Source organism: Nocardia lasii, assembly GCF_042658545.1.
Lineage (GTDB): Bacteria > Actinomycetota > Actinomycetes > Mycobacteriales > Mycobacteriaceae > Nocardia > Nocardia lasii.
The window spans coordinates 30,179-46,014 of sequence record NZ_JBHSQN010000011.1 but is presented as its reverse complement, the minus strand read 5'-3'; the positions used below and the strand labels follow the sequence as shown (position 1 = coordinate 46,014).

Below are 15,836 nucleotides of genomic sequence, written 5' to 3'. Positions count from 1 at the left end.
CCCGTGCCCGAACTCGAGAAATCCCCGCAGCGCTCCACCGGATTCGCCGCCAGGGACCTGGCCCAGATCGCGGTATTCGCGGCCCTGATCGCGGCGCTCGGCCTGCCCGGCGCCATCACCGTCGGCTTCAGCGGCGTCCCGATCACCCTGCAGACCCTCGGCGTGATCCTCGCGGGCGCCGTACTCGGCCCGCGCAAGGGCACCGCGGCGGTGGCGGTGTTCATCGCGCTGACCATGATCGGCCTGCCGCTGCTCTCGGGCGGACGCACCGGACTCACCGCCCTGGCCTCGCCGACCGCCGGCTACCTGCTCGGCTGGATTCCCGCGACCCTGGTGATCGGCCTGCTCACCGCGCTGATCGTGCCGAAGTACCCGCTGGTGCTCGGCCTGCTGATCAACGCGTTCGGCGGCATCGTGCTCATCTACCTGTTCGGCACCCTCGGCCTGCTGGTGCGCACCGATCTCGGGGTGTGGGCGGCGATCTCGACCAACTTCGCGTTCGTCCCGGGTGACCTGGCCAAGGTCGTGATCGCCACGGTGGTCGCCAAGGGCGTGCATCGCGCCTACCCCGGACTCATCCGCGCGGCGTGAGCGAGATCGTCGTCGACGGGGTCGGCCACCGCTTCGGTGACCGGACCGTCCTGCGCGGGATCGACCTGCGGATCACCGAAGGCCGGGTGGGGTTCATCGGCGCCAACGGGTCGGGCAAATCGACCCTGGCCCGCATGCTCAACGGCCTGCTGACCCCCACCACCGGCACGGTCACCGTCGACGGGCTCGACGTCGCGCGCAAGGGCGCCCAGGTGCGCCGCAAGGTCGGGTTCGTGTTCACCGACCCCGACACCCAGATCGTGATGCCCACGGTCGCCGAGGACCTGGCCTTCTCGCTGCGCCGCAGCGGACTGGGCAAGGCCGAGATCGCCGAGCGGGTGCGCGCGATGCTGGCGCGCTTCGGCCTCGCCGGGCACCCCGACCATCCCTCGCACCTGCTCTCGGGCGGGCAGAAACAGCTGCTCGCCCTCGGTTCGGCGCTGATCAGGGAACCGGAGGTGATCGTCGCCGACGAGCCGACCACTCTGCTGGATCTGCGCAATGCCCGGCGGGTGTCGGAAGCGCTGAACTCCCTCGATCAGCAGGTGATCGTGGTGACCCACCAGCTCGGACTGCTCGACGGATTCGACCGGGTGGTGGTGCTCGACGACGGTCGCGTCGTCGCCGACGGACCGCCCGCGACCGCGATCGAGACCTATCGGCGCCTGATCGAATGATCGGCCTCTACCTTCCCGGGAATTCGCTGCTGCACCGGCTGCCGGCGGGGGTGAAACTGGCGCTGCTGGTCGCCGCGATCCTGGCGCTGACGGTGTTCGTGCGCGGCCCGCTCGGCGTGCTGGTCGCGGTGGCGGTGGTGGCCGGGCTGTTCGCGCTGGCCCGGGTGTCGTGGCGGGTGGCGCTGGCTCAGGTGCGGCCGGTGCTGTGGATGACGGCGATCATCGGGGTGTTCCAACTGCTCACCACCTCCCCGACGCGCGCGCTCGTGGTCTGTGGCGTGCTGCTGGTCTCGGTGGCGTTGGCCGCGCTGGTCACGGTGACCACCCGCGTCACCGACATGCTCGACGCCCTCACTCGCGCCCTCGGCCCTCTGCGCCGCCTCGGCGTGAACCCCGAACGGGTGAGTCTGCTGCTCGCCCTGGCGATCCGCTGCATTCCGCTGCTCGCCCAGATCGTCCACGAGGTCGCCGAGGCTCGCAAGGCGCGCGGCGTCTCCTGGTCCGCCACGGCCCTGGTCACCCCGGTCCTGGTGCGCGCCTTGCGTACCGCCGACGCGATGGGCGAAGCCCTGGCCGCGCGCGGCGTCGACGACGACTGACCCCTGCCGCCGGCGGGCTCGACGGCGCCGACTATCGGGCCGCACGGGACCGAGGTGAGCCGGTTCGCCTACTCAGGCGGGGCCCTCGAAGGGAATCGAGGCGTCGAGGGCGCACCAGCCCATGGGGATTCGCTTGCTCTTGGTCGCGAAGAAGCTCGGGCCCAGCCACAGGTCCGGGGCGATCTGGCGCAGTTCGTCGTAGATGCGCCGGCCCGGCCGGGCGGAGCCGAGGCGGGGGTCGTCGTAGTCGAACAGCACCGCCGGGCGGCCGTCGACCACCGAATCGCCGACGGCGGCGACGAAGTTCAGCACGCGCATGCCGCCCAGGAGTCGAACGACGTTGTGGCCCACCGCCTCCTCGTCCACGTGACGAAACGACTTCGCTACCCAGAAGTAGCCCGGTCGCGCCATCAGCGGGCCCAGGAGGCGCTCGGCCGACCCGGGGAACGAGCGCATCGTCACATCGCCGTCGAGCCGGGCGAAGTCGGCCGCGGTGACATCGGGTGCCGCCGCGAAGAGTTCGCCGAACCCGGACTGTCCCGCCGCGGAGAGTTCGTCGAGCCGGGGGCGGTGCGCGGCGGGCTGCCGGATCGGCATCAGACCGTGCGTGGTCAGCGGTGTCATGGCGGGAACTCGATTCTGTCGAAACTCTTTTCACGCATCGTGTCAAGACATGGTCGACGGCGCCGCCTGATTCGCCAACGGTGTGGGCGAAACCACGAAGGCGGTGATCCGCGACGTTCCGGATCACCGCCTTCGGTGTCTAGCCGATCGAGCTCAGCGCAGCGCGTACGGCTCGATCGCACCCCGCTCGAGGGCCCGCGCGTCGATGGTCTCGGCGCGGTAGGGGAGCAGGGCGAGTCGGTCGCGCATGCCGCGGACCGGGTCGTCGATCTTCTCGTTCAGGCCGAACAGGAAGGTCCACTCGTGCTCGTCGCTGCCGTAGGGGACCACGGTGGCGAACTGCTCGTGGAACCGACCCCACGAACGCTTGAGCGTCTCGTTGCGCCACATGGTCGCGCAGCCCGCCTGCGCCGACAGCACGCCGCCGGGGGCGAGCAGTGCTTTACATCGGGACAGGAACTCCGCCTCGTAGAGGCGGTTGTGCTGCGCGTCCTCGACCCGCTCGTCGGGCAGATCGATGACGATCACGTCGTAGCGGGTGCCCGCCTCCTGCGCCTTGGCCAGGAAATCCCAGCCGTCGGCGTAGTGCACGTGGATCGGACCCTCGTGCGCCACGGCGGCGGTCAGCTCGTCGGTGGTGTAACCGTAGGGCAGGTGCTCGGCACACAGCTCCACCTCGCGCTGGTCGATGTCGACGTGGTCGACCAGGCTCGCCCCGGCGGCCACCGACATCTGCGAGGCGACACCCTCACCGGAGCCGATGATCAGCACCCGGTCGAGCTTCTCGGCCAGCACGAACGCCGGGACCATCATGGCCTCGTGGTAGGTGAGCTGGGAGAACTCGGTGGACTGACGATCGTCGTCGGAGAACAGGGAGATGCCCTGATCGGTCCGCGCGATCACCATGTGCTGGAACGGGGTATTGGTGTCGACGATCACCTCGTGCAGATCCCAGATCCGGGTCAGGCCGTCGCCCACCGGTTCGTAGATCTTCTCGGCGCCGTGGCCACGCTGGACCACCTGCATCCGAACACTGGTGGGGGACAACCGATCTCGGAGCAGGTCCACGGCTTTCGTGGCGCCCGCACCGATGCTGCCGCAGGTGAAGACGTCGACGAAGATGTCGCCGGACTCCGGATAGGTGTGAATCGAGGCGTGAGACTCCGACAACAGCGCGAGGACGGTCACCCCCTGCGGATCGAACTTTTTGTGAACGACTTCGCAGATGGTGACGCCCGCCGCGATCAAGGACTCACGCAACGCCGATTCGAGTTGTTCGAGATCGTCACACAGGGCTGTGTCGACGCCACCGAACTCGGCCAGCACGTGCCAGCCGGTGAATTCCGCCGTCATGGGGTAACTCACTCTCGCTTAAGGGGATGGCAGCCGGCGGAGCCGGCGGGGCGGGTAGGTTCAGCGCCCGAGACATGAACGGTCAAGGGCGGAAAACCATTGAAGGACACCGACGAATAACTCGCGGTATAGGCGCCGGTGTGCAGGATCTGAATCCGGTCACCGGCTCGCAACGTGGTCGGCAGAAGGACCTTCGTGCGTTGATACAGTACATCGTCGCCGTCGCAGGTCGGACCCGCGACCACCGCCTCGTCCACCGGATCGCCGTCGCGATCGGTGACGAACCGGTAGGCGATGTACTCGTTCTCCGTCTCGGCCATACCGTTGTAACGGCCGATGTCGAGATACACCCAGCGCCGACCATCCGGCGCGAAACGCACGCCGACGACCTCGGCGTGAACAGTGCCCGCGTTGCCCACCAGCGCACGGCCGGGCTCCACGATCAGACCGGTGGTCGCGGGCAGGAGACGCGCGGCGGCGGCGCCGATGGCGGCCGCGATCGCGTCGAGTTCGGGGGCGGCGTCGGCGTAGGAGATCGGCAGCCCGCCACCCACGTTCACCGCGTGGACGTGAATGTCCTTGGCGGCCAACGCGTCCACGATCTCACCGGCCTGCTCGATGCCGATCCGCCAGGCGGCCGGGTCGAGCTGCTGGGAGCCCACGTGGAAGTACGGGCCGCCGACTACCAGCCCCAGATCGCGGGCGCGCACCAGCAGGCGCAGGGCCTCGGCGGGCGCGCAACCGAACTTGGTGCCGAAGGGAGTGCGTGATTCCGGGGCGCTCGACAGGAACCGCACCTCGACCTCGGAACCGGGCGCGTGCTCGGCGATGCGTTCGAGATCGTCCTCGGTGTCGCAGGCGTAGCGGCGCACCCCGAGGGCGAAGGCGCGCGCGATGTGAGCGCTCTTCTTGATCGGGTTGCCGTAACACAGCCGCTCGGGGTCGACGCCGAGCGCGAGGCACTGGTCGATCTCGCCGATGCTGGCCACGTCGAACTCGGCGCCCTCGGCGGCGAGCAGGGTGATCAACTCCGCCACCGGGGCGGCCTTGACGGCGTACCGGATCCGGGTGCCCTCGCCGCGACCCGTCGCCAGGGCGGTGGCGAGGGTGCGGTAGTTGGCACGAACCCGCGCGGGGTCGATCACAAGATACGGGGACTCGGGCACAGTGAACTTTCTCCTCGGCAGCCGGGAGAGACTATCAGCGGCGCCTACCCAACAACGAATCCGTCAAACATTCGTCATATTCGGCATAGCGATCGCGTATGACTCAGCCCGCCGCCACCGTGACCTCGTCGAACACCACCTCGCCCGCGGCGTCGGACTCCTCGAGATCCACGATCGCGGTCAGCGCCCACCCGTGGTCGCCGGCGGGGTCGTCGATCACCTGGCGCACGTGCCAGAAACCGGGCCGCTGCTCCACGGTGAACAGCTGCGGGCCGCGCGCGTCGGGGCCGGTGCCGATGGTGGCGTACTCGTCGAAGTAGTCGGCGAGCTCCTCGGCCCAGTCGGGGCCGGTGCCCAGGTCGTCGAGTTCGTTCCAGCGGCGTCGGGAGGCCAGTTCCACGCGCCGGAACATGGCGTTGCGGACCATGATCCGGAAGGCGCGTTCGTTGGCGGTGATCGGGCGCACCGTCTCGGCGCCGAACGCGATCTGCTCGGTGTCGTTCTCGGCACCGGGATTGGTGAGCTGTTCCCATTCGTCGAGCAGGCTCGAATCGACCTGGCGGATCAGCTCGCCCAACCATTCGGTGAGGTCGTCGAGTTCCTCGGTGCGCGCGGCGTCGGGCACGGTGCGGCGCAGGGCCCGGTAGGCGTCGGCGAGATAGCGCAGCACGACACCTTCGGAGCGGGTCAGTTCGTAGTGCGAGATCAGCTCGGCGAAGGTCATCGCGCGTTCGATCATGTCGCGCACCACCGACTTCGGTGACGGCGCGAACTCCGAGACCCACGGATGTCCGGCCCGGTAGGTCTCGAACGCCGGGTCGATCAGCTCGGCCAGCGGCTTGGGCCAGGTCACCTCCTCGAGCAGCTCCATGCGCTCCTCGTATTCGATGCCGTCGGCCTTCATCTCGGCCACCGCCGCGCCACGGGCCTTGTGCTGCTGGGCCATCAGCAGCTGGCGGGGGTCCTCGAGGGTCGCCTCGATCAGCGACACCACATCGAGGGTGTAGGTGGGGCTGTCGCGGTCGAGCAGTTCGAACGCGGCCAGCGCGAACGGCGACAGCGGCTGATCGAGGGCGAAATCGCGTTGCAGGTCGACGGTGAGTCGCGCCATCCGGCCCTTGGCGTCGGGTTCGGAGAGCTGTTGCACCACCCCGGCATCGCGCAGCGAACGGTAGAGACGGATGGCGCGCAGGATATGTCGGCGCTGGGCGGGACGCGGTTCGTGATTGTCCTCGAGCAGGTGGCGCATGGCGGTGAAACAGTTGCCGGGGCGGGCGATCACATTGAGCAGCATCGAATTGGTGACCGCGAACCGCGACACCATCGGTTCGGGCGGGGCCGCGATGAGCCGATCGAAGGTCTCCTCGCTCCACGACACGAAACCCTCCGGGGGCTTGCGGCGCACCACTTTTCGCTGCTTCTTCGGGTCGTCGCCCGCCTTGGCGAGCAGGCGCGCGTTCTCCACCTCGTGTTCGGGGGCCTGCACCACCACGGTGCCCATCGTGTCGAAGCCCGCCCGGCCCGCGCGCCCGGCGATCTGGTGGAACTCACGGGCTTTGAGCCTGCGGGTGCGCACGCCGTCGTATTTGGTGAGCCCGGTCAGCAGCACTGTGCGGATGGGGACATTGATGCCGACGCCGAGGGTGTCGGTGCCGCACACCACCTTCAGCAGCCCGTCCTGGGCCAGCTTCTCCACCAGGCGGCGGTATTTGGGCAGCATGCCCGCGTGATGCACGCCGATCCCGTGTCGGATCAATCGCGACAGGGTCTTGCCGAAACCCGAGGCGAACCGGAAATCGCCGATGGCGGCGGCGATCGCGTCCTTCTCCGCCCGGGAGGCGAAGTTCACGCTGGTCAGCGCCTGGGCGCGTTCCAGGGCCGCGGCCTGGGTGAAGTGCACGACATAGACCGGCGCCTGATGGGTGGTCACCAGCTCTTCGAGCGTCTCGGTGATGGGCGTGCGGACATACGAGAACGTCAGGGGGACAGGACGTTCGGTGCCCGCGACCACCACCGTCGACCGGCCGGTCCGCGCGCGCAGATCGTCGGCGAAGAAATCCACCTCGCCCAGCGTGGCCGACATCAGCAGGAACTGGGCGCCGGGCAGTTCGATGATCGGCACCTGCCAGGCCCACCCGCGATCGGGATCGGCGTAGAAATGGAACTCGTCCATCACGATCTGGCCGACCTGGGCCGCCGCGCCCTCGCGCAACGCCAGATTCGCCAGGATCTCGGCGGTGGCGCAGATGATCGGGGCGTCGGCGTTGACCGCCGCGTCCCCGGTGACCATGCCGACGTTCTCCGCGCCGAACACCTCGCACAGCGCGAAGAACTTCTCGCTGACCAGGGCCTTGATCGGCGCGGTGTAGTAGCTGCGCTGCCCGTTGGCCATCGCGAACAGGTGCGCGCCGACCGCGACCAGCGACTTGCCGGACCCGGTCGGCGTGGCCAGGATGACATTGGACCCCGACGCCAATTCCATCAGCGCCTCGTCCTGGGCCGGATACAGCGTCGTGCCCCGCTCGGCGGCCCACAGCGCGAACGACTCGTAGAGGGCGTCGGCGTCGGTCCCGGGGATGTCGAGCAGGTCGGTCAGATCCACTCCGCCAACCCTAGTCGTCGGCGGGACCCGAACTTCCCGCAGACCGGCGGCGGGTCAGACCAGACCCTCGCCGGGGGTGTCGTCGTAACCGCCCTGTTCGGCCAGGAAGCGCTCGAACTCCGCGCCCAGTTCCTCGCCGCTGGGCAGCTCGCCGTCGGCGGCCAGCAGGCTGGACTGACGTTCCTGGGCGGTGACGAAGCTGTCGTACTGGCGCTCCAACGCCGTGACGACCGTCTCCACCTCCTCGTTGCCCGCGATGTGCTCGGCGACCTGCTCGCGCACCCGCGCGGCCGCCTCGCCCAGCGCCGACAGCGGCAGATCCAGACCGGTGTTCTCGGCGACGTTCTCGAGCAGCGTCTGCGCGGCCTCGGGGTAGTCGGTCTGGGCCAGGTAGTGCGGCACGTGCACCGAGAAACCCAACGATTCGTGGCCGTGCTGGGCCATCCGGTACTCGAGCAGCGAGGACGCGCTGCCCGGCACCTGCAACTCGCCCGGCCAGCGCTGGTGCTCACCGATCAGCGAACTGTCCGAGGCGTGCGCGGTGACGCCCAGCGGGCGGGTGTGCGGGATCGCCATCGGGATCGCCGAGAGCCCGATCGTGCGCCGCACCCCGAGCTGCTCGGCCAGCAGGCGCACCGCGGTGGTGAACTTCTCCCAGCGCAGATCCGGTTCCAGGCCCGAGAGCAGCAGGAACGGGGTGCCGGTGGTGTCGCGCAACGCCCACAGGTTCAGTTCCGGCTCGGCGTAATCGGCGAAATGGTCGGTTTTGAAGGTCATCAGCGGGCGCCGCGAACGGTAGTCGAGCAGTTCGTCGACATCGAAGGACGCCACCAGCTCCGCTTCGAGACTCTCGCGCAGGTGCGTGGTCGCCAAGCGCACGGCGTGGCCGGCGTCGGTGAAACCTTCCAGACCGTGCACCAGCACCGGTCCGGCGCCGTCGTCCGAGGACAACTGCGGCGCCGGGAACTCCAGTTCGTACATATGCGACTGGTCATCCATCGCGTTTCTCCTTCCTGCGCGGTCCACCATCGCTCGCGGGGTGGGGAAGCGGATCTCCATTGTCCCCCACGCGAACGGCGTGGGCACACACGGCCGGGGACGGCCCGTTCCTGGTAGGCAACAGTACGGGCGCGTCGGGCATTCCCGCCCGGCGTGGCGCGAACCGGCCGGTGGCGGCGGTGGGGCACAGTGGAGGGCGTGAACGTGGTGCGCACGACGGGTGCGGCGGGCGTGCGACGCTGGTCGCCGGTGCTGGTGGCGCTGGTGTGCGCGGCCACCGGGTGCGCGCAGAGCGTCAGCGGGACGCCGGTCGCCGAGAGCGCGGTCTCGGTGCAGCGGATCGCGAGTCCGCTGGCCGAACTGTTGCCCGACCCGGCCCGGTTTCCCGCCCGATATCCGGCGGTGGTGCTCCCGGCTCAGGCCGCGGCCGCGGCGGCGGGCGACCTGGACGGGGTGGGGATCGGCGATGCCGTCGATCCGGCGGCCTGCACACCGCCCGACGTCGCGCCCGGCACCGAGCCCGCGGCGGTCGCGGTGGGGACCGACGACGCGAGCCGGGCCACCCTCACCGTGGAGGTGGCGCGCAATGTCGAACTGCTGTCGCGGCTGCGTGATCAGCTGCACCGCTGCGAGCGGATCACGGTCTCGCGCGCGGGCGCGAGTTCGACCGTCACGACCGTTCTCGACCCCACCGCGCCCCCCGGTGCGCAGGAGGCGATAGCGTTGCGGCGCACCGTGGTTCCCGCGGTCGGCGGTGCCGGCCTGACGCGCACCATGCAGACCTCGATCGGCCGGGTCGGGGACGTGCGGATCACCGTGACCTCGATGATCTTCGGTGCGGGACAACCGGATACGGCCGCGGTGGACGAGATGTTCGCCACCACCGTCGACTCCGTGCGCGGCAGCTGAGCCACCTACCATCGGGCACCGACAAACTCCTCCGTCGGACCGGGCGCGAACCCGGGTTTGTCCACAGGTTCGACGTTGTGCACAGGTCTTGGAAAAGCCCAGGTCGCCACACCGGTCGCCCGAGCGGCATCCGGCACGGTGGACCCATGACGCCCTCGACGAACCGCACCCGCCGGACCCCACGCACCCGCCCCTTCCCCCGCGCACTCGGCTGCGCCGAACCCACCCCGCGCTACCCCGGCGCCCGTCCGCGCCGGCCACTGCGGGTCGATGATCCCGGCGAGTTGATCGCCGCCATGCCCGCCATGCTCGGATTCCTGCCCGAACGCTCCCTCGTCGTCGCCATCCTGCGCGAATACGACGGCGCGCGAACGGAAATGATCGAAGCGGTGGTGCGGTTCGACCTCGAGGCCGCCGTCGACATGGCGCGCATCGACCAGTTCGTGGCCTGCCTCGGGGCGATCTGCCTGCGGGAGGAGGCGACCGGCGTACTCGCCGTCTTCGTCGACGACAGCGGCGAATTCGAGGGGGCCGAGGTGTTGCGCGCGTCCGCGTTGGCCGACATCCTGGCCGAGGACGGCATCGCGCTGCGCGGGGCCTGGGCGGTGCAGGCGATCGCGGCGGGACAGCGCTACCACAGCGTCTTCGGCTCGATGGGCACCGGATTGGTGGCCGATCCCACGTCCTCGATCATCGCGGTGTCACAGGTGGTGGACGGCAGGCAGATCCGGGGTTCGCGCCAGGAGATGACGGCGCTGATGATCCCCGACGAACTGCTGCGCGCCCGCGTGCGCCCCCACCTCGGCGACGCCATCGCGCGCTACCGGCGCGGACTGGCCGCGGCGACGCGCGCCGGATACCAGCTCGACTTCCAGCGCCGCGCCCTGGAATGGGTGCTGTGGCAGATCGCCGACACCGCCTCGGGCGCACCGCGCGCCGAACGCGAACTCGCCCGCCTGGCCGCGACCCTGCGCGACCGCGCGATCCGCGACACCATGTACGGGCTGGCCCTGGGTGAGCACGCCGAAACGGCCGAGCGCCTGTGGGCCCAGTTGGCCAGGGCGACGCCGGGCACCGACCGGGCCGAGGCGGCGGCGCTGCTCGGATACAGCGCCTACCTGCGCGGCGACGGACCGTTCGCCGGGATCGCGATCGCCGCCGCGGTCGAGGCCGACGGCGACCACTCGATGGCGGTGCTGCTCGAGACCTCGTTGCAGACCGGGCTGCGCCCGGAACGACTGCGCCAACTCGCGCACTGCGGCTACCGGATCGCCACCGACCTCGGCGTCGACATCGGGCCGATCGCCCGATGAACCGGACGCGGGTCGACTCAGCGGGCGCTGTGGGCGTTCGCGCCGAGCGAGCGCAGGAACGCCCAGGCGTCGGTCACGATCTCGTCGAGGTCGTTGTGCTCGGGCCGCCAGCCCAACTCGGCCACGGCACGGTCGCTCGAGGCGATCAGCACGGCCGGATCGCCCGCGCGGCGCGGGGCGTCGATCGTCTCGATCGGCAGGCCGGTGACCCGCTCGCACGCCGAGATCACCTCGCGCACCGAGAAACCCGTGCCCGAACCGAGATTGCAGATCCGGTGCGTGCCCGGCTGCGACGAGGACAGGGCCAGCAGATGCGCCTGCGCCAGGTCGCGGATGTGGATGTAGTCGCGCACACAGGTGCCGTCCGGGGTCGGCCAGTCGGTGCCGTACACCGAAATCGCCTTGCGGTGGCCCAGCGCCACCTGCAACACCAGGGGGATCAAATGTGTTTCCACCACCCGGTTCTCACCGAGGCCCGCGTAGGCGCCCGCCACGTTGAAGTAGCGCAGGCTGGTCGCGGCCAGATCGTGGGCCGCCGCGTAGGAGGTGATCGCGTGATCGATGGCGAGCTTGCTCGCCCCGTACGGATTGGTGGGGCGCGTGGGCGCGTCCTCGGTGATCGGCACCTGCTCCGGCTCGCCGTACACCGCGGCCGTGGAGGAGAACACCAGGCGCGGGGTGCCGGTCTCGCGGATCGCCTCGAGCAGGGTGAGCGTCTTCACGACATTGCCGTGCCAGTACTTCTCCGGCTGCTCCACCGACTCGCCGACCAGCGACTGGGCCGCGAAATGCAGCACACCGTCGAAGGATTCGGCGCGCAGTGCCGCGGACGCCGCGACGGCGATATCGCCCTCGACGAACCGCGCCCCGGCGGGAACACCCTCGGCGTTACCGGTGGACAGATCGTCGACCACGACGACCTCGTGCCCGGCTTCGAGCAGAACCGCGGCGCATCCGCCGCCCACATAGCCGGCGCCGCCGGTGACAAGGAGTTTCACGAATCAGACCAGCCTCACCTGGACGGCATGCGCCATCTCTTCGGACAGTTCGAAACCGTTGTGGCCGGGCACCGTGATCAGCACCGCGCCCGGTTTGGTCTCCACGGTCACGCGGGCGTCGGGCACCACGCCCGCCTCCCGCAGACGACCGATGACCTCGGGGTCGGTCTGGATGTGCTCGGCGAGCCTGCGCACGACCACCGCGTGCAGCGGGCCGTTGGGCAGATCGGAGAGCCGGATCAGCGTCTCCTCGACGGGAGCGTCGGTCAGACCGAGCTCGTCCAGGCCGGGGATGGGGTTGCCGTAGGGCGAGGTGGTCGGGTGGTTGAGCACCTCGATCAGGCGCCGCTCCACCTCCTCGCTCATGACGTGTTCCCACCGGCACGCCTCGGCGTGCACGTTCTCCCAATCCAAGCCGATGATGTCGACCAGCAATCGCTCGGCGAGCCGGTGCTTGCGCATCACCGCCACGGCCATGGCGCGACCCTTGTCGGTGAGTTCGAGATGGCGGTCGCCTGCCACGAGGAGCAAGCCGTCGCGCTCCATGCGCGCGACCGTCTGGCTCACCGTCGGACCACTCTGCTCGAGGCGTTCGGCGATGCGCGCGCGCAACGGCACCACGCCCTCTTCCTCGAGGTCGTAGATGGTACGGAGATACATCTCCGTGGTGTCGACCAGATCCTTCACCTGAATACCCCTTCGTCGGCACGATTCTACCCACGCGCGAACACCGCTCCGCCCGCCGGACCAGCGGCCCTATTTCTACTGCATGTCAACGCCACACGGGGACTGCTGCTTCCGGCTAGCGTGGCGAGCATGGTCACGTCGCCGCGCAGCGAACCAGCAGGGACCGTCGTGTGGACCGAGCGATTCCTCGGCTACACCTGGAGCCCGGAGCATCCGATGAAACCGGCGCGCCTGCGGTACACCATGTCATTGGCGAAAAGTCTGGGTGTGCTCGACGGTGTCGAACCGCTCTCGCCCGACGCCGCCACCCCCGCCGATCTGATGCGCGTGCACAGCAACGCCTACATCGAGGCCGTGCGCCGGGCCGGCCACGGCCCGCCCACCCCCGAGGACACCCTGCACGGGCTCGGCACCGCCGACAACCCGGTGTTCCCGCACATGCACGAGGCGGCCTCGGTGATCGTGGGCGGCACCATGGCCGCCGCGCGCGAGATCGCGGCCGGACGCACCCGGCGCGCGGTCAGCATCGGCGGCGGAATGCACCACGCCATGCCGGATTCGGCTGCCGGGTTCTGCGTCTACAACGACGCCGCCATCGCCATCTCGTGGCTGCTCGACCACGGTTTCGACCGCATCGCCTACCTCGATGTCGACGTCCACCACGGCGACGGGGTGCAGCGCGCGTTCTACGCCGACCCCCGCGTACTCACCGTGTCGCTGCACCAGCACCCGGCGACGCTGTGGCCCAATACCGGCTGGCCGGAGGAAACCGGGGTCGGCGCGGCCGAGGGCACCTCGATCAATCTGCCGCTGCTGCCGGGCACGCGAGATGCCCAGTGGCTGCGGGCCTTTCACGCGGTGGTGCCCGGCGCGGTGGCCGCGTTCCGGCCGCAGATCATCATCAGCCAGTGCGGTGTCGACACCCATCGCGAGGACCCGCTCGCCGATCTGGAACTCACCGTCGACGGCCAGCGCGCGGCCTTTCTCGCGATGCGCGACCTCGCCGACGAGTACGCCGAGGGACGCTGGCTGGCCATCGGCGGCGGCGGTTACGGGGTGGTGCGGGTGGTGCCGCGCGCGTGGACGCATTTGCTGGCGGCCGCGCTGGATCGGCCGCTGGCGCCGGAGACCGCGGTGCCCGCCGAGTGGATCGAGCAGGTCCGCGCGGCCGCCCCGCGTGTGCAACCACCCTTGACGATGGGTGACGGCGGAGACACCGCCTACCGGGCGTGGGACGGGCCCGGCGGCACCCCCGAAATCGGTGACGCGGGCCAGATTCGAGCGCAGCGCGCGGTCGACACCGCCATCAGCGCCACCCGGCGGGCGAGTTTCGGCCTGCTCGGTCTCGACCCGGAGGATCCGCGTGACTGAGCCCCTGCTGCCCGATACCCCCGACACACCGGCGAATCCGCCCGCGCCACCGCAACACTGGTACGGCGACGTGCTCGCCGCCGACGGGCGCGTGGTCCGGGTGCGCCCGATCATGCCCGCCGACGCCGAGGCGCTGGCGGTCTTCCACGCCGGCCTGTCCGACCGCACCCGGTACCTGCGCTACTTCGGTCCGTACCCGCAGATCTCGCCGAAGGACATGTACCGCACCACCCATGTCGACTATCGCGATCGCGTCGGCCTGGTCGCGGTGCTCGGGACCGCGATCATCGGCGTGGCCCGCTACGAACTGCTCGACCGGCCGGGGCCGCGCGCGGCCGAGGTGGCCTTCGTGGTGGCCGACGAGCACCAGGGGCGCGGGCTCGGCTCGGTCCTGCTCGAACACCTGGCCGGTGCCGCCGCCGAGAACGACGTCGCCGCCTTCGTCGCCGAGGTGCTGGCCGAGAACGAGGCCATGATCACGGTCTTCCGGGAGGCCGGCTACCAGCTCCAGCGCAGTCGCGACGGCGCCGAGGTGCATCTCGAGTTCGCGATCGACCCCACCGAGGCGCTGCGCACCGTGCGCGACGCGCGGGAGGCCGCCTCGGAGGCGCGCAGCGTCGCCAACCTGCTCGCCCCCGGCTCGGTCGCGGTGATCGGGGCGTCTCCGGAGCGGACCAGGGTCGGCGGCGCGGTGCTGGCCAACCTGCTCGCGGGCGGATTCAGCGGGCCGGTGTTCCCGGTGAACCCGCACCGGCGGTCGGTGTGGGGCGTGCGCGCCTACGCCACCGTGCGCGAGATCCCCGACGCGGTCGACCTCGCCGTGGTGGCCGTGCCGCCCGCCGCGATCGGGGCCGTTCTCGCCGACTGCATGGCCAAGGGCGTCAAGGGACTGGTGGTGCTGACCGCGGGCTTCGGCGAGACCGGCGCCCCCGGGCTGGCCGCCGAACACGAACTCGTCGCCGCGGCGCGCGGGCACGGGATGCGGGTGGTGGGGCCCAGCGCGCTCGGCATCGCCAACACCGACCCCGCCGTCGGCCTCAACGCCACCCTGGCCCCGGTGCTGCCCGAGCGCGGCCCGATCGGGTTCTTCTGCCAGTCCGGCCCGCTCGGCGCGGCGATCCTGCGCGAGGCCGCCACCCGCAGCCTCGGCCTGTCGAGCTTCGTCTCGGCGGGCAACCGCGCCGACGTCTCGGGCAACGACCTGCTGCAGTACTGGGACACCGCCGCCGACACCGAGGTGATCCTGCTCTACCTGGAGAGTTTCGGTAATCCGCGCAAGTTCTCCCGGCTGGCCCGCCGGGTGGCGCGCGCCAAACCGATCGTCGCGGTGAGCAGTGGTCGGGTGGCCGCCGGCGCCGACATGGACCGCACGGTGGTGCGCGACCTGTTCGCCCAGGCCGGGATCATCCAGGTCGACTCCATCTCCGAGCTCTTCGACTGCGCCGCCCTGCTGGCCTGCCAACCGCTGCCGCGCGGTCCCCGGGTCGCGGTGATCGGCAACAGCGCCGCCCTGAACTGGCTGGCCGTCGACGCCGCCCGCAGCGAAGGGCTGCGAATCCACCGCCCCACCACCGCGGTCGATCGCGGCCCCGGTGCCCGCCCGACCGAACGCGGCGCCGACGGTGCCCTGATGGACGGGCCGGTGGACCTCGGCCCGGAGGCGACCCCGGCCGACTACCGCGAAGCGGTGCTCGTCGCGCTGCGCAGCACCCGGGTCGACGCGGTGATCGTGGTGGTGGCGCCCCCGGTGCCGGTGCCCATGACCGGATTCGGCGAGGCCCTGCGCGCGGCCGCCGCGGCGGCGCCGGACAAACCGGTGCTCACGACCTTCATGGCCGAATCCGGGATCCCGCCGGAACTGGCGGTGCGCGCGCGGGCCGGGGCGCCCGCGCTCGGCGCGCGACCGGTCTCGGCGAGGGTGCGCGAGATCTCCAACGGTGGTGCGTC

14 protein-coding genes are annotated in these 15,836 nt (G+C 70.5%); 7 read left to right on the top strand and 7 right to left on the bottom strand.

Features of this window, described 5'->3' with window-relative positions; translation table 11 throughout:
* The first annotated feature begins 3 nt into the window (after window positions 1–3).
* Genes ACFP3H_RS16330 through ACFP3H_RS16320 form a run of 3 tightly spaced genes read left to right on the top strand, consistent with a single transcriptional unit; the run spans window position 4 to window position 1,867 of the window.
* Window positions 4–591 carry a biotin transporter BioY gene (locus tag ACFP3H_RS16330; RefSeq protein ID WP_378606555.1) on the top strand — a complete coding sequence of 196 codons (588 nt, stop codon included), beginning with the start codon at window positions 4–6 and terminating at the stop codon, window positions 589–591.
* Window positions 588–1,268, top strand: coding sequence for an energy-coupling factor ABC transporter ATP-binding protein (locus ACFP3H_RS16325; protein WP_378606552.1), 681 nt, complete (start codon window positions 588–590; stop codon window positions 1,266–1,268). Before ACFP3H_RS16330 ends, ACFP3H_RS16325 begins: the two co-directional genes overlap by 4 nt.
* Window positions 1,265–1,867: an energy-coupling factor transporter transmembrane component T family protein gene (locus ACFP3H_RS16320; RefSeq protein ID WP_378606549.1), complete on the top strand. Its 603-nt coding sequence runs from the start codon at window positions 1,265–1,267 to the stop codon at window positions 1,865–1,867. Before ACFP3H_RS16325 ends, ACFP3H_RS16320 begins: the two co-directional genes overlap by 4 nt.
* 72 nt (window positions 1,868–1,939) lie before the next feature.
* On the opposite strand, the gene ACFP3H_RS16315 is transcribed toward ACFP3H_RS16320, so the two are convergent.
* The 5 genes from ACFP3H_RS16315 to ACFP3H_RS16295 all read right to left on the bottom strand — a co-directional run bounded on the left by ACFP3H_RS16315 (window position 1,940) and on the right by ACFP3H_RS16295 (window position 8,611).
* Window positions 1,940–2,491: a hypothetical protein gene (locus ACFP3H_RS16315; protein WP_378606546.1), complete on the bottom strand. Its 552-nt coding sequence runs from the start codon at window positions 2,489–2,491 to the stop codon at window positions 1,940–1,942.
* Between the two features lie 153 nt (window positions 2,492–2,644).
* Entirely contained in the window at window positions 2,645–3,844 is a 1,200-nt protein-coding gene (gene speD, locus ACFP3H_RS16310) for an adenosylmethionine decarboxylase (RefSeq protein ID WP_378606543.1), read from the bottom strand.
* Window positions 3,845–3,852: 8 nt separating this feature from the next.
* Window positions 3,853–5,010 (bottom strand): type III PLP-dependent enzyme, encoded by a 1,158-nt coding sequence (locus ACFP3H_RS16305; RefSeq protein WP_378606540.1) that lies wholly within the window; start codon window positions 5,008–5,010, stop codon window positions 3,853–3,855.
* Window positions 5,011–5,113: 103 nt separating this feature from the next.
* Entirely contained in the window at window positions 5,114–7,612 is a 2,499-nt protein-coding gene (locus ACFP3H_RS16300; RefSeq protein WP_378606537.1) for a DEAD/DEAH box helicase, read from the bottom strand.
* 54 nt (window positions 7,613–7,666) lie between these two features.
* Window positions 7,667–8,611, bottom strand: coding sequence for a proteasome assembly chaperone family protein (locus tag ACFP3H_RS16295; protein ID WP_378606534.1), 945 nt, complete (start codon window positions 8,609–8,611; stop codon window positions 7,667–7,669).
* Between the two features lie 198 nt (window positions 8,612–8,809).
* Here ACFP3H_RS16295 and ACFP3H_RS16290 point away from each other — a divergent pair, with 198 nt between their 5' ends.
* Together ACFP3H_RS16290 and ACFP3H_RS16285 are read left to right on the top strand one after the other, a co-directional pair.
* Window positions 8,810–9,520, top strand: a complete 711-nt coding sequence (locus tag ACFP3H_RS16290; protein ID WP_378606531.1) for a sensor domain-containing protein — start codon at window positions 8,810–8,812, stop codon at window positions 9,518–9,520.
* A gap of 146 nt (window positions 9,521–9,666) precedes the next feature.
* Entirely contained in the window at window positions 9,667–10,833 is a 1,167-nt protein-coding gene (locus ACFP3H_RS16285) for a DUF4192 domain-containing protein (protein ID WP_378606528.1), read from the top strand.
* Between the two features lie 17 nt (window positions 10,834–10,850).
* On the opposite strand, the gene galE is transcribed toward ACFP3H_RS16285, so the two are convergent.
* Together galE and ACFP3H_RS16275 are read right to left on the bottom strand one after the other, a co-directional pair.
* Window positions 10,851–11,831 (bottom strand): UDP-glucose 4-epimerase GalE, encoded by a 981-nt coding sequence (galE, locus tag ACFP3H_RS16280; RefSeq protein ID WP_378606525.1) that lies wholly within the window; start codon window positions 11,829–11,831, stop codon window positions 10,851–10,853.
* A 3-nt stretch (window positions 11,832–11,834) separates the two neighbouring features.
* Window positions 11,835–12,518: a metal-dependent transcriptional regulator gene (locus ACFP3H_RS16275; protein ID WP_378606523.1), complete on the bottom strand. Its 684-nt coding sequence runs from the start codon at window positions 12,516–12,518 to the stop codon at window positions 11,835–11,837.
* A gap of 129 nt (window positions 12,519–12,647) precedes the next feature.
* Between ACFP3H_RS16275 and ACFP3H_RS16270 the strand changes: the two genes are divergently transcribed.
* Window positions 12,648–13,889: an acetoin utilization protein AcuC gene (locus ACFP3H_RS16270; protein ID WP_378606521.1), complete on the top strand. Its 1,242-nt coding sequence runs from the start codon at window positions 12,648–12,650 to the stop codon at window positions 13,887–13,889.
* The coding region (locus ACFP3H_RS16265) for a GNAT family N-acetyltransferase (RefSeq protein ID WP_378606520.1) at window positions 13,882–15,836 on the top strand (1,955 nt) is incomplete at its 3' end. The genes ACFP3H_RS16270 and ACFP3H_RS16265, both read left to right, overlap by 8 nt.